Source organism: Peptoclostridium litorale DSM 5388 (genome assembly GCF_900141635.1).
Classification (GTDB): Bacteria; Bacillota; Clostridia; order Peptostreptococcales; family Peptostreptococcaceae; genus Peptoclostridium; species Peptoclostridium litorale.
The window spans coordinates 172,273-198,002 of sequence record NZ_FSRH01000003.1; the positions used below are offsets into that span (position 1 = coordinate 172,273).

Below are 25,730 nucleotides of genomic sequence, written 5' to 3' on the forward strand. Positions count from 1 at the left end.
TGTGTATTTAAAAAAGATAGAACTTAAAGGATTTAAGTCATTTCCATATAAAACGACAATAGAGTTCAACGGCGGAATAACTTCAGTTGTAGGGCCCAATGGAAGCGGAAAGAGCAACATATCAGACGCGGTAAGATGGGTGCTGGGCGAGCAGAGGATGAAAAGCCTCAGGGGAGAAAAGCTCGAAGACGTAATATTTGGAGGGACACAGGAAAAAAAAGCCATGTCATACTGCGAGGTTGCGCTTACAATAGACAACCAGGACAGTATAATGGACATTGACTTTTCCGAGGTCACGGTCAAAAGAAGAGCCTATAAATCGGGAGAGAGCCAGTTTTATATAAACAACGAGCAGTGCAGGCTCAGGGATATAAAAGAGCTCCTTTTGGACACGGGAATAGGAAAAGAAGGATATTCTATAATAGAGCAGGGAAAGATAGACGAGATACTTTCGTCGAATTCGGCTTCTAGAAGAAGAATATTCGATGAAGCTTCGGGCATATCCAAATACAGATACAAAAAGGATGAGGCGCAGAGGAAACTCAACAAGACTTCTGAAAATCTCGAAAGGATATATGACGTATTCTTTGAAATAGAGAAGCAGATAAGTCCTCTTGAAAAGCAGATGAAAAAAGCTGTAAAATACAAAACGCTTTCGAAAGAGCTAAAATCCCTTGAGGTCAACAGCTTCATAAATCAAGTGGAAAAGACGAGGTCGAGACTTTCAGAGCTGTTTGAATCTGAAAAAAAGCTTATAGAGCAAATTGACAGTATACGTGCAAAAAAAGAAAGTGACCATGAAGAGCTTGAGAAGCTTAAGAAGCTCTGCGATGAAATATCCCATATGCATCAAAAGCTCCAAAAGGAAGAATATGAGACTATGGAGCTTTTGGAAAGAAAAAAATCAGAAATAGGGATATTGAAGGAAAAGGAATCGAGCATATTAGCGGGCATAATAAGAAATGAATCCGAAGCCGAGTCACTTGAAAAAAGCACTGAAAAGAGTAAAGCGGATTCAGAAAAGATAAAAGAGTATATAAATGAATACAGCAAAAAGATAGACGAATTGAGCGAGAAAAGGAAATCCATTGAGGCTCACATAAAAAACCACAATGAAACTATTGAAAAAGCCGAGACCGAAATGGAAGACCTTAAGGATGGCATATTAGACATCGTAGACGAGAAAAACAAGAAACTGCTTAAAATATCAAGCCTTGAAGCGTCGGTTGAAGCCATGAGAGAAAGAAAATCCGCCATAGAAGCTGAAATAAACGAAGTTGGCAGTGAAAAAGACAACAAAACAGAGGAGCTAGGCAGCATAGAGGCTGAAGTGAAGTCGGCGTCAGACCAGTTGAATGAGATTTCAAGCCTTAGAGAAAGCCTGGACAATGAAAAGGCAAGGCATTCTGAGGATATTGAAACTATAGTTAAGGACATAAACCGGATAAACCTGGACATAAAGGGCAATTCGTCCAAGCTCAAGATATACGAATCCATGGAGAGGCAGCTCGAGGGATTTAACAGAGGCGTAAAGGAAGTGCTAAAAAGCGGCATAGCCGGAGTGCAGGATGTTGTTGCAAACATACTGGGTGTTGAAAAAGAATACGAGATAGCAATAGAAACGGCGCTTGGTGGAGCTATCCAAAACATAATCACAAGTGACGAGTATGCTGCTAAAAAAGCGATAGAATACCTGAAAAAAAATAATTTTGGAAGAGCTACATTCCTTCCTCTCAACATATTCAGCAAGAAGTCATTCAAAAAGCCGGAGTTTGAAAAGGACGAGGGCATATTAGGCGTGGCAAGCGACATTGTGGAGTGCAGCTCAGAGTACGTCTGTATAAGGGATAGCCTTCTGGGAAGAGTCATAATAGTAAAGGATATGGACTGTGCAATAAGAACAGGAAGAAAAACAGGACATAAATACAAGATAGTTACGCTTGACGGACAGGTGCTAAACCCTGGAGGATCGCTGACAGGAGGGGCCCTTAGAAAAAATTCAGACGGAATACTTTCAAGGGGCAGAATAATACAGGAAATTTCAGATATGCTTCAAAAGCTCGATGGAGACCTGAATTCAAATATTACAAGGGAAGCTGAGCTAAAGAGCAAAATGGATGAAAAACGTATCCAGATTGAGCAGCATGAAAAGAGCATAAAGGAAAATGAAAAAAGTATTATGCTCCTTCAAAACAAGGCTGCAAATGCAGCGTCAGGAATCAAGGAGCTGGATGAAAAGAAAGCAAGGCTCGAAAGAGAACAGGGGAGCATACAAGAAAACATATCCAGCATACAGGCGATGAGAGAAAAGCTTGGCGAAGATATAAAGGTTTTGGAAACTGAAATAGAAAAAAGCCAGGAAAGGCTAAAAGAGCTTTCAAGCTGCTCGAGGGACAGTGCTACAAATACAAAAGAATATGAAATATCACTAAATGAAGTTGTAATTGAAATGACAAAGCTCCAGTCTGAACGTTCAAACAGCATCAGGGAAAAAGAGAGAGTAGACGGGGAAATTGAAAAGTATGCAATGCTTATAAGGCAGAGAAAAAATGAAAGCATGTCACTTCAAAGTGGGATGGAAAAAATTAAATATAGTACATCGCAGCTTAGGGAGCAGGTTGAAAAAGACAATGAGATGCTTGGGAAAATGAAAACTGAGATTTCAAAACTGCTTTCGCAAAAGTCAGAAGCAGACGTTAAGAAAGATGCAGTGGAAAAAGCAATGAATTCATATGAAAGCGAATACATGGCTCAAAAAGAGCAGCAGCTTAATGTGAGGACCAAGATTCAGGAAGCTGAAAGCAAGCAGGAAAACATATTTGAAAAAATGCTGGACATCTATATGCTGACATATGAAGATGCGCTTGAGCTTAAAGACGAAAACCTGAATATAAGCCAGCAGGAAATCAAAAGGCTTAAAGCCTCGCTTAGAGAAATAGGAAACGTAAACCTGGATTCAATAGATGAGTATGGCAAGGTCAAAGAAAGACATGACTTTTATAAAGAGCAAAAGCAGGACCTTGAAAATGCAGTGGAAAATCTCACTGGAATAATAAAAAACATGGAATCGAGCATGGTGAATGAATTCAAGGAAAAATTTGAAAGTATAAATGAAAGGTTCAAAGAGGTATTTTGCGAGCTTTTCGGCGGAGGAAGCGCAAGTTTGAAATTGCTGGATCCGGCTGACATACTGCAAAGTGACATAGAAATAGTGGCAAAGCCTCCGGGCAAAAACCTCAAGAACATAAACCTCATGTCTGGCGGGGAAAAATCACTTACTGCGATAGCGGTAATATTTGCAATATTGCTTACGAGACCGACCCCGTTTTGCATACTTGACGAGATTGAAGCCGCTCTTGACGATTCCAATATATACAGATTCGGGGAGTTTCTAAAGAGGCTTTCAGACAGGACCCAGTTCATAGCAATAACGCACAGGATGGGTACCATGGAGGTTTCGGACTATATATACGGAGTAACAATGGAAGAAAGCGGAATTTCAAACATACTGACTTTGAAGCTGGAAGAGGTAAAGGATTTTGAAAGAGAAGAAAAAATTGGTTAGGAGGGCACTTAATGTTTAAAAAATTATTTCGAAAGCTGGGCAAAAAGAGCGAAGAGAAAAAGGATGAAGGCCAAGAGGAAATAGTGGACTCTGGTGTCGAAGAAACACCTCGGGAGGAAGCAGCTAAAGTTGATATAAGCGAAATGCCTGATGGGTCTGAAGCAGAAGTTCAAAAGGAGTCAGAGCAAGAAGCAAAGCAGGAGATCGAGCAAAAAGAATATGCGGCGGAAATTCCAAAAGAGCATGAAGCCATAGAGGAAATTCAACCAGAAGAGGAAAATGTTCAGGTTGAAGAAGAGCAGGAAGAAGCAGAAGAGCCTGTAGAGGAAGTCCAAGAGGAAGAGGAAGAAAAGCCTTCTAAATTCAACCTGTTTGCAAGGCTTAAGGAAGGTCTTTCAAAGACTAAAAAGGGAATAACCGAAAGGATAGACACTGTATTAAAGTCATATGGAAAAGTCGACGAGGAGCTGTTCGAGGAGCTTGAAGAGGTGCTTATAACCTCTGACATGGGATTTGAAACCACAATGAAGATAATAGAAAGCCTCAAAGACAGGGTGAAAAGAAACAAGGTCACAGAGGCGAGCGATGTAAGGGACGAGCTTAAGGAAGTCCTTGTTGAGATGCTTTCCGCAGATGAAGACAAAAAGCTTATAGAAGGGACTCCGGCCATAATACTGGTAATAGGCGTGAACGGAGTAGGAAAGACTACCACAATAGGAAAAATGGCAAACAGGTTCAAGGGAGAAGGAAAAAAAGTCCTGATAGCCGCGGGAGATACATTCAGGGCTGCAGCCATAGACCAGCTTGAGGTTTGGGCCGAAAGGGCAGGCGTTGACATAGTCAGCCACAGCGAGGGCGCAGACCCTGGGGCTGTAATATTTGACGCCGTACAAGCGGCAAAGTCGAGAAAAGCCGATGTGCTGATATGTGATACCGCAGGAAGGCTTCACAATAAAAAGAACCTTATGAACGAGCTTGGAAAGATATTCAAGATAGTAGACAGGGAGTATCCAGATGCACACAGGGAAGTTCTGCTTGTTGTGGATGCAACTACAGGCCAGAATGCGGTTCAGCAGGCCAAGGTGTTCAATGAAGTGGCAGATATAACGGGCATAGTGCTTACAAAACTGGACGGAACCGCAAAAGGAGGCGTCATATTTGCAGTCAAGTCTGAAATAGAGGTGCCAGTAAAGCTCATAGGGGTAGGAGAAAAGGTTGACGACCTTCAGGATTTCGATGCAAGAAGCTTTGTAGACGCGCTTTTTGAATAAAAAACCTAAAAAGTGTTGACAACAGCGCCAATCTAATATAAAATACATCTGTAAAGGCTAAGAGCTTTACAGAGAATGATCAGCAGATTGGAAGATATTAGTCTCTGTTATCCAATAATCTTGTCATTTTAGTGATGGGAAGTGGAAATATGGATTTGAATAAACTGGTTGAGCTGTCCATACTGTTTGACTATTATGGGGAGCTTTTGACATCGAAACAAAGAGATGTGGTTAGTCTTTATTACGATGAGGACTATTCGCTCAGTGAGATAAGTGAAAATCTTGGGATATCCAGACAAGCCGTATATGATACTCTGAAAAGGGCCGAAAAAATACTTAAAGGCTACGAGGAAAAGCTAGGGCTTGTCGAGATGCTTGATAATAAAAACAATGGGATAAGGGCCATTTGCGAGGGGCTTGAGAATATCCAGGCAAAAGCGCAAAAGTGCCAAACAGAAGAATTGGAACAAGACATCCAAAAATTAATGAACCACTGCAGGGAGTTGTTAAAATGATTTTTGAGGGTTTAGCTGAAAAACTTCAAAATACGCTTGGCAAACTCAAGAGCAAAGGCAAACTTTCTGAAAAAGACGTAAAAGATGCTATGAGGGAAGTAAAACTTGCTCTTTTGGAGGCAGATGTCAACTTTAAAGTTGTAAAGCAGTTCGTAGACAAGGTAAAGGAAAGAGCAGTTGGCCAGGAAGTTATGGAAAGCCTTACTCCCGGACAGCATGTGATAAAGATAGTAAATGAGGAACTTACATCCCTCATGGGGGATGTGCAAAGCAAAATAAATTTTTCTTCAAAGCCGCCTACGGTTATAATGCTTGTCGGACTTCAAGGTGCAGGTAAGACTACAACCGCAGGAAAGCTTGGGAATTACCTGAAAAAGCAGGGCAAAAAACCGCTTCTGGTAGCCTGTGACGTATACAGGCCTGCAGCTATAAAACAGCTTAAGGTTGTCGGAGGACAGCTCGACATCCCTGTGTTTGAAATGGGAGACAAGGTCAGTCCTGTGGAAATAGCAAAGCAGGGTCTTGCACACGGAGTGGATAGCGGCAGAGATGTCGTGATAATAGATACAGCAGGAAGGCTTCACATAGATGAACAGCTCATGGACGAGCTTGTAAACATCAAATCGGAATTAAGACCGCATGAGATACTTCTTGTAATAGACTCAATGACAGGACAGGATGCCGTTAATGTGGCCGAAAGCTTCAATGAGGCCCTTGGCATAGACGGAGTGATACTTACAAAGCTTGACGGTGATACAAGAGGAGGGGCTGCGCTTTCAGTAAAGGCCGTGACTCAAAAGCCTGTGAAGTTTGTAGGTATGGGTGAAAAGCTTAATGAGCTTGAGCCTTTCTATCCGGACAGGATGGCATCGAGAATACTTGGAATGGGCGACATACTAGGGCTTATTGAAAAGGCTCAGGCCAACATAGACGAAAATAAGGCAAGGGAACTTGAGCAAAGAATAAGAAAACAGCAGTTTACATTCGAGGACTTTTTGGACCAGCTTGAGCAGGTCAAAAAGCTTGGGCCGCTGAACAAGGTGCTTGAGATGATACCGGGAATGGGATCTGCAAAGCAGCTCAAGGACATAGACTTTGACGACAAGGAAATAGTAAAGATTCAGGCCATAATACAGTCTATGACAAGGGATGAGAGAAACAACCCTGAGATAATAAATGGAAGCAGAAGAAAGAGAATAGCAAAGGGAAGCGGAACATCGGTTCAGGAAGTCAACAGGCTGCTTAAGCAGTTTGAGCAGACAAAGAAGATGATGAAGAAGTTTGCCGACATGGAAAAGGGTTTCAAAAAGGGCGGAAATATGAAATTTCCTTTCTTTTAAATAAATTATAGATTGATAAAATTTGAGGAGGTACAATAAATATGGCAGTAAAAATAAGACTTAGAAGAATGGGTTCAAACAAAAAACCTTTTTACAGAGTGGTAGTTGCAGACTCTCGTGCACCAAGAGACGGAAGATTCATAGAGGAAATAGGATACTACAACCCAGTTTCAGAGCCAAAGCAAGTTAAAATAAACGACGAGAAAGCTGTAAAGTGGCTTAAAGAAGGAGCTCAGCCTACAGAAACAGTTAAAGGTCTTTTCAAGAAAAACGGAATAATAGAAAAGTTCGAAGCAGCTAAAAAAGGCGAATAATCCGTTTTTTCCAGGAGGTGAAGCAGATGGGCGAGTTAGTTAAATTAGTTGCCAAGGCTTTAGTTGACAATCCTGATGAAGTGGTTGTAAACGAAGTCGAAGGAGCTCAGTCACTCTTGATAGAGCTTAAAGTCTCACCGGATGATATGGGCAAAGTAATTGGCAAGCAAGGAAGAATTGCAAAAGCAATAAGAACTCTTGTGAAAGCTGCAGCAACCAAGGAAAATAAAAAAGTAATAGTTGAAATAGTACAGTAAAAGGATTAGGATTAGTAGACTAATCCTTTTTTTGTGATTTAATTTGAATGGAGGCGATTTTTATAGCTGACTACCTTAAAATAGGCCAGATAGTGAACACCCAGGGCCTAAGAGGAGAAATGAGGGTCTATCCGCTTACGGATTACAAGGAAAGATTTGAGGAGATAGATTCGTTGTTTTTGGGTGAAAACTTTTCGGAAAAGGTGAAAATAGAAAAGGTAAGATACAAAAAGAATATGGTCATACTCAAGCTGCGTGGAATAGACCACATAAACGACGTAGAAAAGCTTAAAAACGTATATCTGTATGTAGACAAGGACGACAGAGAGCTTGAAGAAGACACATACTATATAGAAGATATAATAGGCATGAAAGTGTACACCATGGAAGACGAATATATTGGCGATGTTGACGATGTGATACAAACGGCAGGGGCAAACGACATATATTCTGTAAGAGACAGTGAAAACAAGCAGGTGCTAATACCTGTAGTAGATGAATTTGTAAAGGAAATAGACATGGAGAAAGGGATTATAAGAATAGACCCCATAGAGGGGATGATATAATGAATTTTTATTTCCTGACCCTATTTCCGCAGATGATAGAAAACTATGTGTCGGAGAGCATTATAAAGAGAGCCATAGAAAACGGCATAATAGGCGTAAAGACACTCAACATAAGGGATTATTCACAGAACAAGCATAAAAAGGTGGACGACTACCCTTACGGGGGAGGGGCGGGAATGGTTATGACCCCTCAGCCCATATACAGCGCCTATGAGGCCGTTTTAGAGGGGGAAGGAATACGAAATCCCCATGTGGTGTATCTTTCGCCAAAGGGGAAGACATTCGACCAGGACATGGCAAAAAGGCTTTCTCAAAAAGAAGACATAATATTCCTCTGCGGGCATTATGAGGGGGTCGACCAGAGGATAATAGACAGCATAGTAACCGAAGAAATTTCTATAGGGGACTATGTGCTTACAGGGGGAGAGCTTCCGGCGCTGGTTGTGATGGATGCGACTGCAAGGATGATTCCGGGGGTTCTTGGAGAGCAGGAGTCATTCATGGACGAGTCGTTCATGGAAGGCCTACTGGAATATCCTCACTATACGAGGCCGCAGGAGTTCATGGGCATGAAAGTGCCCGATGTACTGCTTTCGGGAAACCACAAGAATATAGACGAATGGCGAAAGGAGCAATCATACGCCATAACCAGGGAAAGAAGGCCCGAGCTTTTGAAAAAAGGTTTGAAATAAACCGCAGTCTATGGTATAATTTAAAAGGTTAAAATTTGCACGTTCCTCTATCGGAAGCAAGGATAAGAACGTTGTATATCAGGAGGAGTAATAATGGACATAATAAGAAGCATTGAAAAAGAGCAACTTAAAAGCGATCTACCTGTATTCTCAGCAGGAGACACAGTAAAGGTGCACATCAAAGTAACAGAGGGAAAAAGAGAAAGAATCCAGATTTTCGAAGGCGTTGTTATCAAGAGACAAGGCGGAGGAAACAGAGAGACTTTCACAGTTAGAAAAATATCTTTCGGTGTAGGTGTGGAAAAAATATTCCCTGTACACTCTCCAGTAATCGAGAAGATAGAGGTTACAAGAAGAGGTAGAGTTAGAAGAGCTAAGATCAACTACCTACGTGACAGAGTTGGTAAGGCTGCAAAGGTTAAGCCTGCTAAATAGTAAGACTTTAATGGGACTGGATATTCAGTCCCTTTTAAATTTCCTGAAAAATATTAGGATGTGATATATATGGACAGCATGAATATAAACTGGTATCCTGGGCATATGAAAAAGACGAGGGAGCTGATTGCTCAAAACCTCAAGCTCGTGGACATGGTTGTTGAAATAATGGACAGCAGAATACCTATGAGCAGCAAGAACCCTGAAATAGACAAGATAATAGGGGACAAGCCCAAAGTCATAGCGCTTAACAAGGTTGACCTTGCTGAGCCTGCCAAGACGCAGGAGTGGAAGGAATATTTCGAGGGCACAGGCGCCAGGGTAGTGCTTATAAACTCTGTAAGCGGCAAGGGCATAGACTCTCTTACAAAGGCATGCAGGGAAGCCGTTAAGGACAAGATGCAAAGCCTTGTTGAAAAGGGAAGAAAGGAAAGGGCTGTCAGGATGATGATAGTTGGAATTCCGAATGTAGGAAAATCTTCTCTTATAAACAAGCTTTCAGGCAAAAAGAGCGCCACTGTAGGAAACAGGCCCGGAGTAACAAAGGGAAAGCAGTGGGTGAGGCTTAAGGGAGACCTTGAGATGCTTGACACTCCGGGAATACTATGGCCGAAGTTCGATAACGAGAAGGTGGCCTTGAACCTAGCTTTCACGGGTGCCATAAAGGACGACGTTCTTGACGTTGAAACTATAGCGCTAAGGCTAATAGAGAGGCTCACGGACATAGAGCCTGAAAAGCTTGCCGCAAAGTACAAGCTTGACGAACTTGGAGAGACTCCGCTGGATACAATGGAGACCATAGGCAAAAAAAGAGGATGCATACTGCCAGGCAGGGAGTACGACTACACTAGAATAGCTAACATAGTGCTGCAGGAGTTCAGAAGCGGCTCAATGGGGAAAATAACCCTTGAGAGACCGAAGGATATAGAAAAGGAAACAGAATAGGGTAGAACGGAATAAAACGAGGAAGAGAAGGCTTATGCCTTCTCTTTTTTTGTATAAAAACCTTTAATGACAATGCGAAATACGGAGACGGTTGAAAATGTGCAAATAGAGAATCCAGCGGAATGAACAGCCGATAATCTTACGTTTTGAGATTTCTGACATCTCATGCGCGCTGAATCCGGGAATTTTGAAAACTCGCTTCGCTCAGACAGTCCAAAATTCCAGCGGATTCAGCTTTGCATTTCGATGAGAAATCTTTCAAAACTACATAAAATCGGCCTAACCATTCCGGCTGGATTCTTTTATGCGTGGGTGTGTGCGCACATGATTTGTGTTGAGTGTTGCTCATTGCCAAAGTTGATTAAATAAGGTGTGATGCTTGAGGATTGTTTAAGGTGAACTGTACTACAAGTGGGAGACATGAATAATGCTGGGTAGATATTTATTATGACATGTTTTTTACATCGCAGTAAAAAAAGGTTGATTTGTTAGATGGCAAGCCCTCGCGAGAAAGCTTGCAAGAGGGACGATTATCTATCCAAACGTCCAGAGAAGCGCCGGAATTATGATGACGCCCATTTATAATATTAAATATACTTGATGTGGAAGGAGAGTATGTATGTGCAAAGATAATGTAAATCATAATGGTCAGATTATATATTTTTCACATGGAGGAGGTCCGCTGCCAATGTTGGATGACCCTTCTCATGATAAAATGATTCGATTTATGAAAAATCTTCCATATCAAATACAGAGGCCTGATTCAATTATAGTGTTCAGTGCTCATTGGGAGGAAGACGTAGTTACAATTCAAAGTGGTAGTGAACCTGAGATTATGTACGATTACTATGGATTTCCAGAAGCTGCATATAGTGTTAAATATCCATGCAAAGGAAATAGTGAGTTAGCTTTTAAAATTGCTGAACTATTTAAGAAGAATGGCATTAAATATCGATTAGACGACAAAAGACCTTATGACCATGGTTCGTATATACCATTGAAGATGATGTATCCAAATGCTGATATACCTGTCATACAAATTTCACTGCACCATAATCTTGATCCGTTGACACATCTTAATGTTGGGAAGGCATTAAGACCGTTACTTGAAGAAAACTTACTAATAATTGGTTCTGGTTTTTCATTTCATAATATGAGACGCTTTGACTTTGAAGGAAAAAATACTGTAGATCCACTTAACGATGAGTTTCAAGACAAACTTATTGAGATTTGCTGTGGTGAAAAAAACGAAGAAAAAAAGAGGGAAGACTTTATACACTGGGAAAATATCCCTGGGGCAAGGTACTGTCATCCTAGAGAAGAGCATTTGTTACCTTTATTAGTATGTGTTGGATTATCTAAAGGTGTTGCTGCTAAAGTGTTTGATGATTATATCCTTGGAAAAAGAGCTACAGCATTTCTATGGAAATAAAGACTATGGCAATGGTCATTATAAATTTTTCAAATATCGTGGAAATCCACTGACTAAGGAGGTTTCTTGGATGAAAAGTACAAAGATGGCAGAGAAAAACGCAGTGGTCAGAGCATGTGAATACATGTTGCCACCAGAGATTAGACTTTTTGATGATCCATATTCTGATAAATTTGTTACATCTTTTAACCAATTCACTATTCGTATTATGAAATCGAAGAGATTATATAACTGGATTATGGGGCTTAGTGAGAAGCTGTCACCTGGTGTGAATGGTGGTATTGTTTGCAGAATCAGATATATAGACGATGCTCTTTTAAAGGCGATTGAAGATGGTTTTGAAGCTGTCGTTAATCTTGGTGGCGGTTATGATACCAGATGTTTAAGGATTGAGAATATAGGTAAGCTTGAATATTATCACATTGATCAACCAGAGGTGATTGATAGCTTTCGAGAGAGAATGGCCAGACTTTCCGCTGGCGTTCCATCCAATGTGAGGTTTGTTCAGATAGATTTTAATGTCCAGAGCCTGGAGGAAGAACTTGTTAGAGCTGGATATGACAAGACAAAAAAGACGATTTTTATCTGGGAAGGTGTCTCGCAATATATATCTGAAGAAGCATTGGTCGATACGTTTGAATACATTGCATCGACAAATGCAGGAAACCGAGTTGTGTTTACTTATGTACTCAAGGAGTATTTGACAAATCCAGAGGCGTTCCCCAAATACAAGAATATCATTAAACTGATAGAAAAGTTTGGAATCAAATGGATTAACGGCTTAAGTCCGGAAAATATGTGTGATTATCTGAAAGCAAATGGTCTTAACTTGATTGAAGATGTGGGTAGCGCAGAGTATCAAGAAAGATATCTAACACCAATCGGTAGAGTGATGGATGTTATGCCGATCGAGCGTATTAGTCTTGCCGAAGTGATCTAAGAAATGCAACTATATTTAGTGTGTAAAGAGATGGTGGGTTAAGATAAGGTGCACTTTCTGCGGCTCCATCACTGGATAGGCTACACTAAACAAGACAGAAAAGTTAAGGTGCGGTAATCTAAAAATATAAATAAACAAATAGGAGAGATTACTATGCCGAACAGAGAACGTCGAAAATTCACTGATGACTTCAAGAATCAAATGGTTCAACTATATTTAAATGGAAAACCTAGAAAAGATATAATAGCTGAGTATGATCTTACTGGATCATGCAGCACAAACAAGCTTCTGAGGCCCAAAACAGAAAACTCGATGTGGCGGTTTTTTTGCACAAATAGAGGGTAAACAAGTATTATCAGTAAATTTATCGATTTTTGATTAACTTTTGAAAAGGATAATGCTGTTAAAGACTGTGAATTTTCTATAACTACAAGGTTTTGGAGGTGGATTATGATTAATAAAATATTGATAAAAATAAAAAGGAGCATATGGATTTATCCTATTTCGTACAGCACAATGTCCTTAATCGTGGCTGTTTTCATAATAATTATAGATTCGAGGCTTTTTTTTAATGTCGAGAATTACTTGCCTAAAGTTCTATTCACAAGCGTTGACCTGGCAAAGACGATATTGGCCACCATAGCTGGTTCTCTTCTCACCATGACTACTTTTACTTTTACAATCACCATGGTGGTCTTGACAATGTATTCTTCACAGTTTTCATTAAGGACGCTGGAAAACTTCATTAGTGATAAGACCACCATGAAAATTCTTGGTGTTTTTATGGGAGGATTCATATATTCCATATCTTCGCTATTGTTCATGAGGGCTGCTATTTCTGAATATATGGTGATTTCGGCCACCATAGGAGTAATATACTCCATAACCTGCCTTGCATATTTTGCTATATTCATACATCATGTGGCGGCTTTGATTCAGGCGGAAAACCTAATAGACAGTCTTTACAGAGGTTCAATGGAAAGGATAAATGAATACAAGGGTCTGCTGAAAAAAGGGGCAATCAGAGAGAATATGGGGCTTGAAGACTATAAATTTGTTTTCAAGCTCACAAACGATCAAATCGGATATATTCAACTTGTCGATCATTTGAAGATTCACATAATTGCAAAGGATCTGTCTGCGACAATTGTTTTTGAAAAAGTCATAGGACAGTTTGTAACAGAAAACGCTGTGGTTTTTTCGATATATTCCAAAGACAATATTACTATAGATGAAGAACTATCTAAGAAGCTGTTGAATTGCATAACAATAGGAAAGTATAGAAATGAGCTTCAAGATTTTGATTTTTCCATGCAAAAAATAGTTGAAATAGCTTTAAGAGCGATATCTTCGGGAGTGAACGACCCCAATACGGCAAACCACTGCATAAGGATATTGGGTGTTTTGTTGGGGCTCATATCTGACTTGGAAAATGGATATATAGTTTTTGAGGATGATGAAGAAAATTTAAAAGTTGTATTTGAAGCGATTGATTTTGAAAAAGAGCTGTATTTTACTTTCTACCAGATTGTGAACTACGGAAAGTGTGATGTATCTATTGTTTTATCCATATTCAAGGCTTTAAGGTATGCGATGGAAAATGCAACAGATAAGAACAAAGGCATAATAATTTGTTTTGCCGACTATGTTTGGGATCATATTGATAAAAGCTTGAAAAAAGGTTTGGATTACAATGTATTAAAATATGAAAAGGAAGCGTTAAAATAGAAAACCGGCCGCATCATGCCGTTCTTTTTATTTTGAGTAATTGAACAATTAAGTGTTGACAATCCAGCAACTCCGAAGAAGCATTTGTTTTTAGATAAAATCTTCTGCAAGGACTGTGGCAAAAAGCTCTGGCTGATAAAGCCAAGCAAATCAGACTATTCTGAGGGATATTTTTTTGTAGGGCCTTACCATTTCGCAGAAATATCTAATCATGCTTAAATGAATTAGCTTTATGCGCAATTGTATATAAGCATATTGGAAAATGGCTCTATATATAGCAAATATTTTGTGAGAAGATTTCTCGATTGAGTGTCACAAGGTAGAACGATTCCCATTAGACGAGTTTTCCTGATGTTAGCATAAAGTACACTAGCGGTGACATAACCAAGTCGGAATACGATATGGCATCAGAGGTTTTGGACGGACAGATGGTCGAGCTTGAAAAGCGAATGATGTCACTGGAGAATACCAAGAGTGTGGAACAATCAATGGAGTCCTTTGAAAGACTTGTGGCAGATATAAGTTCAGTGTTGCATAGTTAAATTAGCAGTCGTCAGTAGTCAACACATGTGGAGACGGTGTGTCAGCTATAATTGAATTTTAAAGTTTTTAAAATGCATTAATCAAATTTTGAGTAAAGAAATGTGGAAAGTTATGGTTGTTGATTGTGAAAATAACAGATAAAATTATATGGGACTAGAATTTTAACTGGAGGTAATTATGAGATTCATAGGCATTGATTTGGCATGGACCTATAAGAATGAAACGGGAGTATGCGTTATTAATGAATCAGGAGAAGTCGAATATCTCAAATCGGCAATTTTGAGTGACGAAGATATTGTTTCTATAATTAAAAGATGTAGCCATGAGCCAGTAAGTATAGCTATAGATGCGCCCCTAATAGTGAAAAACGAGTCTGGATCTAGACAAGCTGAACGAGATTTGATGAGCGAAAAAATTCATGGACACAATGTATCTTTATTTGTGGCAAGCCGTAGCTATCTAAGCCGGACATATGGGCAGATTCGTGGCGAAGTATTAATGAATCTAATCAAAAAAGAAGTTCCTTCAGTAACGGTTTCAGAAAACAGTATTCCTGGCAAATCGACAATAATTGAGACTTTCCCTTCGGCAGTTTGCTGCGGCTTATTCCCGGAGATTTATCCCGTTAAATACAAGATTAAGAGGAAAGTGGCTTATGAAGAAACAAGATATCAAATGGAACGTATATTGGAGAGATTCCGATTAATTGAAGAAGAAGAGAAACATGTCCAAGGACTCGTATCGAAATTGGGCATTGGTGAAATAAACATAGACAAAAATAATCACAAGCACATTGAAGATAAAGTAGATGCTTTTATTAGTGCTTATGGAATTTATTCGATACATAAAGGAATTGCTGGTCAGAAGACATTTGGCGATGTAGAAAATGGATTTATTACAATTCCTATAGCAGTTAACAAAAATTCTTTATGCAGCTCTGAAAAGCCTAAAACTGAATGTATGTGTGCCGGAAGAATGTTTAATAGTGCAGATATAGCAAAACTGACCATTCAATTAGGAGAGCTAGCCAAAACGATCGAGCTAGATAGTGAAAAACAGGCAAAGGCATTTAGAAAATTCGAAAGAGAAGTTGAAAGGATAAAGAAGGAGTGTTTTGAAAAACAATAAAATCGATGTATGGCACAGAGGTGTTTCAACATTGCCTATTTGAACATCCTTTATAATATTGTACAGATAATATTGAATATATAAGGCATTACGGAAATATAGATTGGATAGGGTGATCAACGCAAAAAGGTAGTCGCAGCAGCCACATATGGAGGTGGCAGGCTAGGTAATTATAATTAATAGCGCATGTATTAACCAGAACCTCACGCCAATATGATAAAATAGAAGCTGACTAAAAAGTATTTGCGGGAGGCATAATGAAAGATAAGACATACTTGTACAATGTAAATTATCCGGAACATGAAGAAACACTTTGGGCAATCGAGGCAAGGACGTTATTCAAGACGTCACCTAAAGAAAAGGTATTTTTCTCGGACGTGGCAGTGAATCCGTCCACAAGCCCTTATATAAAAAACCGACTGGAGATCAGGCACAAGACGCCGACTTTTGAGGAACTGCTATTAAGAGTGGAGCGGGACGAAAACACGACTAAAAACTCTGTCATAAAGTATTTGAAACTGGCGAGCGGTGACCCCTATGCAGAAGGCAGAAAGGCCCTGTATAAAGAGCTTTGCGGCAAGTTTAAAGAGCCTGTAGAAGGCGAAGTGCATCAAGTGACTTACGGAACAACCTTTCATAAGGGACTTTGGTATTTTGGCGAGCTGCTTAGGAACAATGGGCTATGGCGCAGGCACGATAAAAGGCCTCACACCTACTCGAATTCACTAAAGGCAAACATGGCGAAGGTGCTTGTTAATATAGCAGGGCAGGGGGATGCTTCAAGGAGTATCATTGACCCTTGCTGCGGAGCGGGCACAGTGCTGCTGGAAGGGTGCTTTGCCGGCTGCAAAATAGCCGGTTCCGACATCAATGAAAAAATGGCGAGAAGCGCGACTCGTAATCTTGAACACTTCGGATATGCAGCGAAAGTTAGCAATCAGGCCATTCAAGATATTACTGAGCATTATGATGCTTCAATTGTGGATTTGCCATATGGCCTACGCAGTCAAATAACAAGACAAGAGCAGGGAGACATCATTAAAAATGCCAAGAGAATATCCGATAGAGCGGTGATTGTCTCGTCAGAGGATATTACGTCTCTGCTTTCTGAACAGCAGCTTAAAATCGTTGATGCCTGCAAAATCATAAAAAGCGTGAATAAGAAATTTACACGGTTCATATGGGTTTGTGAATAAAAAGAGAACATGGACTTATAATTAGGAATAGTGTGCAATAGGTAGTGGAAAGTCAATTGACCTATTATGTAGTGCAAAAACCCTCTGATCATGATATCTTTGTAAATATAAAGAATATCATGATCAGAGGGTTTTTTTATGTCGCTTATGACAATGGGCTGCATTGCTCATTTGTGAAGGCCTGCATGATTGTGATATCATAACATAAAGGAGATGTTATAATGTTTGAAAATATGAGCGTTGCTCAAGTTAAAGAGCAGATAAAAAATATAAAAATGGAAGAATACCTGGAATACATAGATGTCTTGAGAAAAGACAGCAGAAAAGGCGTACAGAAATTGGCTGAAGGGCTTGCAAAGCAGCTGGACAATGAAAGGCATGAAAGGGAAAGGGTGGAGTGGCTGAAGAGAAACGAGTATGCCCTGTTTGAAAGGGGATACACGGCCGTAGGAGGCATTGACGAGGCCGGCAGAGGGCCTTTGGCGGGGCCGGTATACGCGGCGGTTGTCATATTCGACAAGGACGTATTCATAGAGGGCATAAACGATTCTAAAAAGATCAGCGAAAAGAAAAGGGAGCTGCTATTTGATGAGATAATGGAAAAGGCAATAGACTATTCGATTGGATCTGCGGATCACGGCGAGATAGACAGCTATAACATACTCAACGCCACAAAGCTGGCAATAAAAAGGGCTGTGGATGGTCTAAAGACAAAGCCCGACTACCTCCTTATAGACGCGCTTAAGCTGCCTGAAGTGGACATACCACAAAGGTCTATAATACAGGGAGACAGCAACTCCATATCAATAGCCGCAGCCAGCATACTTGCAAAGGTCTCGAGGGACAGGGTTATGCTTGAATATCATAAAAAGTATCCTGAATACGGGTTTGAAAAGCACAAGGGGTATGGGACGAAGGAGCACTACGAGGCAATACAAAAGCACGGTATAATTGACATACACAGAATGTCTTTTTTAAAGTCGATAATGGGGAAAAGGTAGAATAAAAATTCATATGAGCACTATGTGTACAGGGCGGTGAACAGATGAAGATAAATCCGAATAACCTGCTTAGGGGCGTATATAGTAAAAACATGGCTGAAGTCGACAAGCTTTTGAACAAGGGCGAGATAAAGGCCACTGTAGTTGAATCCAACATGAACAATGTAAAACTGGTGCTTGAAAACGGAAGGCAGCTTTCGGTAAAGAGCAATATACCCCTTGAAAATTTTCTGGGCGAAAAACTCATTTTTAAAATAGTGAAGAGTGAAAATGAGATAGTAATAAGGCCCCAAATACAGGGAACGGCGCAGCAAAGAGAGATGAACATGAAGGCTTCAAAGCTGCTCAGGTCCATGAACATACAGGATACAAGCCAAAACAGAGAGATAGCAAAGGAAATGATGAAAAGCGAGGTTACTGTAAACAAAGAGAATTTTTTTAACATAAAGGAAAATATAAATTCGTTTGAAAAACTGAAATTTGTAATCCAAAGCAACAGCATGGACTTAAAGGGAGAAATTGAAAACATAATCCAAAAGGACATAAAGAACGTGGTAAGGGAAATAGTCATAGGAAACAAAGGAGACAATGTTAAAGAATTATCTAATAAAACGGACATTTCTTCAATAGAAAAAAAGGACCTGATATTCCTATATAAAAATGGACAGGCAATGAACATGGCAAACATTAATGCGCTCAATTCATTTTTATACAATGGTGAAAACATATTTAGCGTGCTGGATTCCCTGGATAACCTGTTTGACAAGGTCTTTAAAATGAGAGTCAAAGATGAAGGCGATGGCGGCAGAAAAGACGGATATAATGGAGACGGGGAAACAGACCCTGCACTAGGAGCAAAAGAGAACGGCAGTGGCGGTGCTTTGCAAAAAGAAGGACTTCAAAATATTATTAAAAATTTAACTGAAAATACGGACGGTGATGGCTCGAAACTGGCGGGCAAAAAGGAGATTTTGAAAGAGGCCGCAGAGGCGATAGACAGACTGCTTGGCGGACTTGAAATGGACAAGGACGAGGCTTTTGAAATGGAAACGGCAAACAATAAGCTTAAATTCCTGTACGACATATCCAAGACTGGAGCATACGTTCAAATACCAATAAATGATGGCCAATCCAAAAGGCTTGTGGAAATGACTGAAAACAAAAAAGGGAAAAAGAGCAAAAAAGACCATGAAAGCTATTCCGTGCTGTTTTCGCTTGACACAGAAAGGTTCAAGAAGGTATCCTGCAGGCTTGAATATTCAGATATAAAGGGGATTGAAGTGATATTTGGCCTCGAAGATGAAAAGGCCGTTAAAAAGTTTAAGTCGAATTCTGCAATGATATATGAGATGCTTCAAGGCCTTAATTTCAAAAATATAAGCGTGAATTTCAAGAAGATTGAAGAATGCGACGTGGTGAGCGTAATAGGGCAGGACGACCAGAACTTTCCTAATTTTGACATATGGGTGTGATTATATGAATGTTAAAAGGGGTATAAAAATCGCGACGGCCATAAAGTATGACATGGATAAGGATTCGGCGCCAAGGCTTGTGGCAAAGGGAGTGGGTATTGTCGCCGAGAACATAATTAAAAAGGCGCAGGAAAACAACATAAAGGTGCTTGAGGATGAAAGTATTTCGCAAAGCCTCATGCAGCTTGAAGTAGAGAGCGAGATACCCGAAGTCATGTATGATGCCGTAGCCAAAATACTTGCGTTCATATATGAAATGGACAGGGATAAAAAAGGCAGGTAATTATGAATAGCAATGTTGAAATTGGACGGGTCGGAGAGGATATAGCAGAATACTTTTTGAGCAAAAAAGGATATAAAATAATCGAGAGGAACTACAGAAAAAGGTTTGGTGAAATAGATATAATAGCAAGTGACAGAGGATGCATAGTATTTGTAGAGGTCAAGACAAGAAGTTCTATACAATTTGGATATCCGGCGCAGGCAGTTGACCATAGAAAGATTAAAAAGATAATGCAGACTGCAAACTGCTATATAGCTCAAGAAGGCATATTTGATGAGGAAATCAGGTTTGACGTAATAGAGGTGTATATTGCGCAAAAGAAAATAAACCACATAGAAGGAGCTTTTTAAGTGTACGGAGGTAGCCAAAATGTTTAAGAAGTTTTACAGCTTGGGACTTTGCGGGATAGAGGCTTTCAACGTGGATGTGGAGATAGATGTTGGAAAAGGCCTTCCGGGATTCACTATAATAGGTCTTCCGGATGCATCCATAAAAGAAGCCAAGGAGAGAATAAAATCCGCAATAAAAAACAGCGGCATGAATTTTCCAAACAAGAAAATACTTGTAAACCTGTCACCTGCAGATATAAAAAAAGAAGGGACTCACTTTGACCTGGCGATGGCAGTGGCCATAATAGGGTGCAGCATGCAATTGGACGAGGCTCTTTCGGGGGAAAGCGTATTCCTTGGAGAGCTTTCGCTTGACGGTAAACTCAGGCCTATAAAGGGTGTGCTGTCAATGCTAATAAAGGCTAAAGAGCTTGGCTACAAAAATGCGTTTGTTCCGCTTGAAAACGTCAAAGAGGCATCTGCTGTAGATGGAATAAAAGTGTATGCGTCAGAAAGATTAAGCCATATTGCAGATTTTTTAAAGGGGGAAGAGGAGATAAACCCTCTTGAGACTAGGAAAATAAATGTTTCAAGCGGAAATTTCAAAGAGGACTTCAGTCAGGTTAAGGGGAATTATGCGGCAAAGAGGGCTGCGGAGATATCGGCCGCAGGAAACCACAATATGATCATGATAGGGCCTCCGGGCTCAGGCAAGACAATGATTGCAAGAAGGATTGCGTCAATAATGCCGGATCTTACGGATTCTGAGATCATAGAGATAAGCCGCATATACAGCTGCAGCGGCCTTTTGGATGACAATATTGGAATTGTGGACAAAAGACCATTTAGATCGCCTCATCATACAGCCACTCAGGCATCCATAATAGGCGGAGGAAGAGACGCCAAGCCGGGAGAGGTTGTACTTTCTCACAGAGGCGTTTTATTTTTGGACGAAATTGCGGAATTTGACAAAAAAACTCTTGAGTGTCTAAGGCAGCCCATAGAAGATGGCTTTGTAGACATAACAAGGCTTAAAATAAGCGCTAGGTATCCTTCGAAGTTTCTCCTCGTATCAGGGCTTAATCCATGTCCTTGCGGTTATTATGGTCATCCGAGCATAGAGTGCAAGTGCAGTCAAAACGAAGTCGCCAGATATTTAAACAGGCTGTCGGGGCCTCTTCTTGACAGATTCGACTTGTTCATAGAAATGATTCCCATGGACTATTCCCAGCTCACAAACGAGTCCTGTGAAGAAAAGTCTTCAGACATAAAATCAAGAGTTGAAATGGCAAGGCTAGTTCAAAAGAAACGATTTGCCGGACTGGACATGAAAAGCAACAGCGAAATTCAATCAAGCCAGATTGAAGAATTCTGCTGCTTAAACAATGATTCAAAAGAGTTTTTGAAAAAAATTTTTGAAAAGTTCAATTTGACAATAAGATCATACTATAAGCTCTTAAAAGTAGCCAGAACCATTGCAGACGTTGAAGGGAGCAAGGCTGTCCAGATAAGCCACATATCCGAGGCTTTTTCATTTAGAAAAGCGTATTATTCTTACTGGAGGTAGTATTATGGACAAAAGCGACATTTACCTTTTATTATGGTGTATAGATGGGGTTGGATACAAGACAATACGAAATATAGAGGAGTACATAGGTGATATAAATAAGATTTTGGACTGCGACAGTAGAAATATAAGAGACATGGATTTTATATCTGAAAAGGCTATGAAAAACATCATCAAATATAAGACCAAGACGTATTTGGAAGATATAAAGGGGAAGCTGGATAAATATGAGATTGGATATGTGACTGTTGACAAAGAAGGCTACCCGGGCAAGCTCAAAAATATATTTGACCCGCCGTATGTTCTTTTCTACAAGGGCAACAGGGAGAGGCTTGATGATTTTTCGATTGCAATTGTAGGCGCCAGAAGACCTACGGGATACGGCTCGATTTGCGCAAGGAAGTTTTCGAAAGAACTTTCAGAGCAGGGGGTAAGCGTGGTAAGCGGAATGGCCTTTGGAATAGACTCATGCAGTCATGAGGCCGCAATGGCGGGAGCGGGAAAAACGGTGGCAGTGCTGGGATCTTCTCTTGACAGGCCATATCCTATCAGGAACAAAGGTCTTATGGAGAGGATAATTGAAAATAATGGAACTGTCATATCGGAATACCCGCCGGAAACGGACGCTATTCCAGGATTCTTCCCAATGAGAAACAGGATAATAAGCGGAATTTCAAACGGAGTATTAGTAGTTGAAGCTGCTAAAAAGAGCGGATCTCTAATAACAATGGACTACGCACTTGAGCAGGGGAAAAATGTATTTGCAGTTCCGGGAAATATCAATTCCAGAATGAGCGAAGGGACAAATTCCATAATAAAAGAAGGGGCAAAACTTGTCACATGCGCGCAGGACATACTTGAAGAGTATGGTATAAAAACATGCATACATAAAAGGGAATTTAAAGAAAATGTAAAACTTTCAAAACTCGAGAAAAAGATAGTGGATCTGTTGGAAACGAACGGGAGCATGCATGTGGACATTATATGTGCAAGTACAGGCATTTGCATAAAGGATATACTTGGGGTGTTGAATATTTTACAAATTAAAGGTATAGTATTAGAATTAGGAGGGAATGTATATTCTGTAACAATATAAGCATGTTGAAATAGATGGCTATGCAGTATATTCAAATTGCTATTTATTTTCAAATAAATATTTTGAAACATAATTTTCGGAGGTGTACCTTTTAATGGCAAAGAATTTGGTTATAGTTGAATCACCAGCCAAAGCTAAGACGATAGGAAAATTTCTAGGGAAAAATTACAAAGTCAAGGCCTCCATAGGACATGTAAGGGACTTACCTAAAAGCAAGCTTGGTGTGGATATAGAAAATAATTTCGAGCCCCAGTATATAACTATAAGGGGTAAGGGGCCTACAATAAATGAAATAAAAAAAGAGGCGAAAAAGGTAGACAGGATATATCTCGCGACCGACCCCGACAGAGAGGGCGAGGCGATTTCGTGGCATCTGGCAAACATACTCAAACTTGAAGAGAAGGATAAATGTAGGATAGAGTTTAACGAGATAACAAAGGATGCCATAAAAAAGGCCATAAAGAGCCCGAGGGAAATAGACATGAGCCTTGTAGACGCACAGCAGGCCAGAAGGGTTCTTGACAGGCTTGTTGGATACCAGATAAGCCCTCTTTTGTGGAGAAAGCTTAGAAAAGGCCTCAGCGCAGGAAGGGTTCAGTCTGCAGTAGTGAAGATAATATGCGACAGGGAAAGGGAGATAGAAGCGTTTGAGCCGCAGGAATACTGGACGCTCCAAGTGACAGTGGAAAACAAGAATTCGGAGAATGTCGAATTTAAATTCCATGGGGATTCAAAAAAGAAGATAGACATAAACAACAAAGAGGAAATGGACAAGATACTCTCGCAGATAAAAGGCGAAAATCTTGCAGTGGAGCAGATAGAGACAAAGGAGAGAAAGAGAAAGTCGCTTGCGGCTTTCACAACAAGTTCGCTTCAGCAGGAAGCCTCAAGCAGGCTTAATTTTTCGACTAAAAAGACTATGATGATAGCCCAGCAGCTATATGAAGGGATAGAAGTCAAAGGAGAGGGAACGGTAGGACTTGTATCATATATAAGGACCGATTCCACAAGAATATCCGATGAGGCACTTGAAAAAGGAAAGGGCTTCATAGTTGAAAATATAGGGACTGAGTATTTCAAAGGCTATAAAAAAAGCCCCAAAAAGAATGAAAAAAAGGTTCAAGACGCTCATGAGGCCATAAGGCCAACATATGTCGAAAAGACGCCTGACCAGATAAAAGACTCGCTTTCGCCTCAGCAGTACAAGCTTTACAAGCTCATATGGGAAAGGTTTGTGGCATCAATGATGTCTGATGCAGTATACGAGGGTCAGAGCATAATTGCAAATGCAGGCGGATACAGCTTTAAGGCAAATGGCTCAAAACTTAAGTTTGAAGGTTTTTTAAAGGTATATACATTCGCAAAGCAGGAAGACACAATACTTCCTCACATAGATGAAAATGAAGTGCTTAAAATGGTGGAGACCCTTCCGAAGCAGCATTTCACTCAGCCGCCGCCAAGGTATTCGGAAGCATCACTCGTAAAAACGCTTGAAGAACTTGGAATAGGAAGACCGAGTACGTATTCGCCTACAATATCTACAATACTTGCAAGAGGATATGTTGAAAAAGAGGCAAATAGCCTTGTTCCATCCGAACTAGGAGAGATAGTAAATGAGATAATGGAGCAAAACTTTGAGTATGTAATAGACGTGAAGTTTACGGCCGACATGGAAAGCAAGCTCGATCTCATCGAGGAAGGCAGCCTTGAGTGGAAAAAGATTGTCGAGGAGTACTACGGACCTCTTGAAGAGGCGCTCAAGAAGGCGGAAGAGACTATAGAAAAGGTTTCAATGGAAGAGGAAACTGATGAAATCTGTGAAAAATGTGGATCGAATATGGTCATCAAATACGGAAGATACGGTAAGTTCATGGCGTGCAAGAACTACCCTGAATGTAAAAATACAAAGCCAATACTGAACAAGACCGGCACAATATGTCCTAAATGTCAAAAGGGAGAGGTTGTGGAAAGAAGGAGCAGGAAGGGCAGAGTTTTTTATGGATGCTCAGAATATCCTGAATGCGATTTTGTATCGTGGGCAAAGCCTACGGGCGAGAACTGTCCGCAGTGCTCGGAATATCTTGTGGAAAAAAGAACAAAGAAGAGAGAATACGTAAAATGCTCGAATAAAGATTGCGACTATGAAAAAGATTTAAAATAATTAGACATTTGAGAATAAATTGATATTGATAAATCCGCGACAGTATGATAATATTCAGTTGTGCTTTGTATACATTTAAAGTCGAAAACTACGTTTAAAAATAAACGAACAGGTAATATTTATATAGTGGAAGATGCACTTAAAGTAAAAAACAAAACCGAGGAGGATTTTTATGGCTAGCGAATTGCTGAGTAAAACTAGAAAATTAAACGGGATTCTTCAAAAATCGGGATCGAATCCTGTTTCATTTTCAGAACTGTGCAAAATACTGAGTGAGGTCTTAAATGCAAACGTATATATAGTGAATACGGCAGGAAAGGTGCTTGGACTTGAGCTTACGCATGTTTCGGACAGCTCAACTATAGTGGACGAGGAGACCGGAGAGGAAAAATTCCCGGAGGAATATTCTGAAAACCTTATGAGGATAAACCAGACGGTATACAACCTTACAAAAGACGAGTTCTTGAAGGTTTTCAAATACGATATAGAAAGCTACAACAAGTTTGCAACTATAGTGCCTCTTATGGGAAGTGGAACAAGACTTGGAACAATGCTTCTTTCAAGATACGATGAAGAGTTTTGCGACGAGGACCTGGTGCTTGCCGAGTACAGTGCTACAATAGTAGGTCTTGAGATACTAAGGGCAAAGAGTGACGAGCTTGAAGAGGAAATGAGGAAAAAGGCCGTGGTTCAAATGGCTGTGGGAACGCTTTCTTATTCGGAGCTTGAAGCCGTGGAGCACATATTCGACGAGCTTGACGGAGAGGAAGGGCTTCTCGTGGCAAGCAAGATAGCCGACAGAGTGGGAATAACAAGGTCTGTAATAGTAAATGCACTTAGAAAGTTTGAAAGTGCTGGAGTGATTGAATCCAGGTCTCTTGGAATGAAGGGAACTCACATAAAGATACTGAATGACAAGCTTATGGATGAGCTTAAAAAACTTAAAGGTTAAGA

23 protein-coding genes are annotated in these 25,730 nt (G+C 40.2%); all 23 read left to right on the forward strand.

Annotated elements, in window-relative coordinates; translation table 11 throughout:
- Position 1 precedes the first annotated feature (1 nt).
- Positions 2 to 3,565 carry a chromosome segregation protein SMC gene (gene smc / locus BUQ87_RS04060; RefSeq protein ID WP_038268081.1) on the forward strand — a complete coding sequence of 1,188 codons (3,564 nt, stop codon included), beginning with the start codon at positions 2 to 4 and terminating at the stop codon, positions 3,563 to 3,565.
- A gap of 11 nt (positions 3,566 to 3,576) precedes the next feature.
- The gene (gene ftsY, locus BUQ87_RS04065) at positions 3,577 to 4,836 is read left to right on the forward strand and encodes a signal recognition particle-docking protein FtsY (protein WP_074210033.1); all 1,260 of its coding nucleotides are present in this window, start codon (positions 3,577 to 3,579) and stop codon (positions 4,834 to 4,836) included.
- A gap of 149 nt (positions 4,837 to 4,985) precedes the next feature.
- Positions 4,986 to 5,351 (forward strand): YlxM family DNA-binding protein, encoded by a 366-nt coding sequence (gene ylxM / locus BUQ87_RS04070; RefSeq protein ID WP_038268084.1) that lies wholly within the window; start codon positions 4,986 to 4,988, stop codon positions 5,349 to 5,351.
- On the forward strand, positions 5,348 to 6,691 hold the full coding sequence (gene ffh, locus BUQ87_RS04075; RefSeq protein ID WP_038268086.1) for a signal recognition particle protein: 1,344 nt from the start codon (positions 5,348 to 5,350) through the stop codon (positions 6,689 to 6,691). The genes ylxM and ffh overlap by 4 nt, the downstream gene beginning before the upstream one ends.
- 41 nt (positions 6,692 to 6,732) lie before the next feature.
- Complete coding sequence (rpsP, locus tag BUQ87_RS04080; protein WP_038268088.1) at positions 6,733 to 7,005, forward strand: 30S ribosomal protein S16; 273 nt, start codon at positions 6,733 to 6,735, stop codon at positions 7,003 to 7,005.
- Between the two features lie 26 nt (positions 7,006 to 7,031).
- Positions 7,032 to 7,262, forward strand: a complete 231-nt coding sequence (locus tag BUQ87_RS04085; RefSeq protein WP_038268091.1) for a KH domain-containing protein — start codon at positions 7,032 to 7,034, stop codon at positions 7,260 to 7,262.
- A 47-nt stretch (positions 7,263 to 7,309) separates the two neighbouring features.
- Complete coding sequence (gene rimM / locus BUQ87_RS04090; protein WP_038268093.1) at positions 7,310 to 7,828, forward strand: ribosome maturation factor RimM; 519 nt, start codon at positions 7,310 to 7,312, stop codon at positions 7,826 to 7,828.
- A complete protein-coding gene (gene trmD / locus BUQ87_RS04095; protein WP_038268095.1) occupies positions 7,828 to 8,520 on the forward strand; it encodes a tRNA (guanosine(37)-N1)-methyltransferase TrmD in 693 nt (230 codons plus the stop codon). The genes rimM and trmD overlap by 1 nt, the downstream gene beginning before the upstream one ends.
- Positions 8,521 to 8,613: 93 nt before the next feature.
- Positions 8,614 to 8,955 carry a 50S ribosomal protein L19 gene (gene rplS, locus BUQ87_RS04100; RefSeq protein ID WP_038268096.1) on the forward strand — a complete coding sequence of 114 codons (342 nt, stop codon included), beginning with the start codon at positions 8,614 to 8,616 and terminating at the stop codon, positions 8,953 to 8,955.
- Between the two features lie 69 nt (positions 8,956 to 9,024).
- Positions 9,025 to 9,900 carry a ribosome biogenesis GTPase YlqF gene (gene ylqF, locus BUQ87_RS04105; protein ID WP_038268098.1) on the forward strand — a complete coding sequence of 292 codons (876 nt, stop codon included), beginning with the start codon at positions 9,025 to 9,027 and terminating at the stop codon, positions 9,898 to 9,900.
- A gap of 619 nt (positions 9,901 to 10,519) precedes the next feature.
- The gene (locus BUQ87_RS04110; RefSeq protein ID WP_038268101.1) at positions 10,520 to 11,332 is read left to right on the forward strand and encodes a DODA-type extradiol aromatic ring-opening family dioxygenase; all 813 of its coding nucleotides are present in this window, start codon (positions 10,520 to 10,522) and stop codon (positions 11,330 to 11,332) included.
- Positions 11,333 to 11,402: 70 nt separating this feature from the next.
- Entirely contained in the window at positions 11,403 to 12,272 is an 870-nt protein-coding gene (locus BUQ87_RS04115) for a class I SAM-dependent methyltransferase (RefSeq protein ID WP_038268103.1), read from the forward strand.
- 450 nt (positions 12,273 to 12,722) lie between these two features.
- Positions 12,723 to 14,000 (forward strand): DUF2254 domain-containing protein, encoded by a 1,278-nt coding sequence (locus BUQ87_RS04125; protein ID WP_052636429.1) that lies wholly within the window; start codon positions 12,723 to 12,725, stop codon positions 13,998 to 14,000.
- Between the two features lie 720 nt (positions 14,001 to 14,720).
- Positions 14,721 to 15,671, forward strand: coding sequence for a DUF429 domain-containing protein (locus BUQ87_RS04130; RefSeq protein WP_074210034.1), 951 nt, complete (start codon positions 14,721 to 14,723; stop codon positions 15,669 to 15,671).
- A gap of 257 nt (positions 15,672 to 15,928) precedes the next feature.
- Positions 15,929 to 16,867: a TRM11 family SAM-dependent methyltransferase gene (locus BUQ87_RS04135; protein WP_038268105.1), complete on the forward strand. Its 939-nt coding sequence runs from the start codon at positions 15,929 to 15,931 to the stop codon at positions 16,865 to 16,867.
- A gap of 221 nt (positions 16,868 to 17,088) precedes the next feature.
- Positions 17,089 to 17,868, forward strand: coding sequence for a ribonuclease HII (locus tag BUQ87_RS04140; protein ID WP_038268107.1), 780 nt, complete (start codon positions 17,089 to 17,091; stop codon positions 17,866 to 17,868).
- A gap of 44 nt (positions 17,869 to 17,912) precedes the next feature.
- Positions 17,913 to 19,340: a hypothetical protein gene (locus tag BUQ87_RS04145; RefSeq protein ID WP_038268109.1), complete on the forward strand. Its 1,428-nt coding sequence runs from the start codon at positions 17,913 to 17,915 to the stop codon at positions 19,338 to 19,340.
- 4 nt (positions 19,341 to 19,344) lie between these two features.
- Positions 19,345 to 19,623 (forward strand): EscU/YscU/HrcU family type III secretion system export apparatus switch protein, encoded by a 279-nt coding sequence (locus BUQ87_RS04150; protein WP_038268111.1) that lies wholly within the window; start codon positions 19,345 to 19,347, stop codon positions 19,621 to 19,623.
- Positions 19,624 to 19,625: 2 nt separating this feature from the next.
- Positions 19,626 to 19,973: a YraN family protein gene (locus BUQ87_RS04155; protein ID WP_038268114.1), complete on the forward strand. Its 348-nt coding sequence runs from the start codon at positions 19,626 to 19,628 to the stop codon at positions 19,971 to 19,973.
- Between the two features lie 19 nt (positions 19,974 to 19,992).
- Positions 19,993 to 21,519 (forward strand): YifB family Mg chelatase-like AAA ATPase, encoded by a 1,527-nt coding sequence (locus BUQ87_RS04160; RefSeq protein ID WP_038268116.1) that lies wholly within the window; start codon positions 19,993 to 19,995, stop codon positions 21,517 to 21,519.
- Positions 21,520 to 21,523: 4 nt separating this feature from the next.
- Positions 21,524 to 22,615, forward strand: coding sequence for a DNA-processing protein DprA (gene dprA, locus BUQ87_RS04165; protein ID WP_038268118.1), 1,092 nt, complete (start codon positions 21,524 to 21,526; stop codon positions 22,613 to 22,615).
- Positions 22,616 to 22,709: 94 nt separating this feature from the next.
- Positions 22,710 to 24,776, forward strand: coding sequence for a type I DNA topoisomerase (gene topA / locus BUQ87_RS04170; protein WP_038268119.1), 2,067 nt, complete (start codon positions 22,710 to 22,712; stop codon positions 24,774 to 24,776).
- A 172-nt stretch (positions 24,777 to 24,948) separates the two neighbouring features.
- Positions 24,949 to 25,728 carry a GTP-sensing pleiotropic transcriptional regulator CodY gene (gene codY / locus BUQ87_RS04175; protein ID WP_038268122.1) on the forward strand — a complete coding sequence of 260 codons (780 nt, stop codon included), beginning with the start codon at positions 24,949 to 24,951 and terminating at the stop codon, positions 25,726 to 25,728.
- The last annotated feature ends 2 nt before the right edge of the window (positions 25,729 to 25,730 follow it).

What these genes read in the sequence shown, in the direction of transcription:
- ftsY (WP_074210033.1), top strand. Translation starts at nt 3,577, where the DNA reads ATGTTTAAAAAATTATTTCGAAAGCTGGGCAAAAAGAGCGAAGAGAAA.
- ylxM (WP_038268084.1), top strand. Translation starts at nt 4,986, where the DNA reads ATGGATTTGAATAAACTGGTTGAGCTGTCCATACTGTTTGACTATTAT.
- ffh (WP_038268086.1), top strand. Translation starts at nt 5,348, where the DNA reads ATGATTTTTGAGGGTTTAGCTGAAAAACTTCAAAATACGCTTGGCAAA.
- rpsP (WP_038268088.1), top strand. Translation starts at nt 6,733, where the DNA reads ATGGCAGTAAAAATAAGACTTAGAAGAATGGGTTCAAACAAAAAACCT.
- BUQ87_RS04085 (WP_038268091.1), top strand. Translation starts at nt 7,032, where the DNA reads ATGGGCGAGTTAGTTAAATTAGTTGCCAAGGCTTTAGTTGACAATCCT.
- rimM (WP_038268093.1), top strand. Translation starts at nt 7,310, where the DNA reads ATGGAGGCGATTTTTATAGCTGACTACCTTAAAATAGGCCAGATAGTG.
- trmD (WP_038268095.1), top strand. Translation starts at nt 7,828, where the DNA reads ATGAATTTTTATTTCCTGACCCTATTTCCGCAGATGATAGAAAACTAT.
- rplS (WP_038268096.1), top strand. Translation starts at nt 8,614, where the DNA reads ATGGACATAATAAGAAGCATTGAAAAAGAGCAACTTAAAAGCGATCTA.
- ylqF (WP_038268098.1), top strand. Translation starts at nt 9,025, where the DNA reads ATGGACAGCATGAATATAAACTGGTATCCTGGGCATATGAAAAAGACG.
- BUQ87_RS04110 (WP_038268101.1), top strand. Translation starts at nt 10,520, where the DNA reads ATGTGCAAAGATAATGTAAATCATAATGGTCAGATTATATATTTTTCA.
- BUQ87_RS04115 (WP_038268103.1), top strand. Translation starts at nt 11,403, where the DNA reads ATGAAAAGTACAAAGATGGCAGAGAAAAACGCAGTGGTCAGAGCATGT.
- BUQ87_RS04125 (WP_052636429.1), top strand. Translation starts at nt 12,723, where the DNA reads ATGATTAATAAAATATTGATAAAAATAAAAAGGAGCATATGGATTTAT.
- BUQ87_RS04130 (WP_074210034.1), top strand. Translation starts at nt 14,721, where the DNA reads ATGAGATTCATAGGCATTGATTTGGCATGGACCTATAAGAATGAAACG.
- BUQ87_RS04135 (WP_038268105.1), top strand. Translation starts at nt 15,929, where the DNA reads ATGAAAGATAAGACATACTTGTACAATGTAAATTATCCGGAACATGAA.
- BUQ87_RS04140 (WP_038268107.1), top strand. Translation starts at nt 17,089, where the DNA reads ATGTTTGAAAATATGAGCGTTGCTCAAGTTAAAGAGCAGATAAAAAAT.
- BUQ87_RS04145 (WP_038268109.1), top strand. Translation starts at nt 17,913, where the DNA reads ATGAAGATAAATCCGAATAACCTGCTTAGGGGCGTATATAGTAAAAAC.
- BUQ87_RS04150 (WP_038268111.1), top strand. Translation starts at nt 19,345, where the DNA reads ATGAATGTTAAAAGGGGTATAAAAATCGCGACGGCCATAAAGTATGAC.
- BUQ87_RS04155 (WP_038268114.1), top strand. Translation starts at nt 19,626, where the DNA reads ATGAATAGCAATGTTGAAATTGGACGGGTCGGAGAGGATATAGCAGAA.
- BUQ87_RS04160 (WP_038268116.1), top strand. Translation starts at nt 19,993, where the DNA reads ATGTTTAAGAAGTTTTACAGCTTGGGACTTTGCGGGATAGAGGCTTTC.
- dprA (WP_038268118.1), top strand. Translation starts at nt 21,524, where the DNA reads ATGGACAAAAGCGACATTTACCTTTTATTATGGTGTATAGATGGGGTT.
- topA (WP_038268119.1), top strand. Translation starts at nt 22,710, where the DNA reads ATGGCAAAGAATTTGGTTATAGTTGAATCACCAGCCAAAGCTAAGACG.
- codY (WP_038268122.1), top strand. Translation starts at nt 24,949, where the DNA reads ATGGCTAGCGAATTGCTGAGTAAAACTAGAAAATTAAACGGGATTCTT.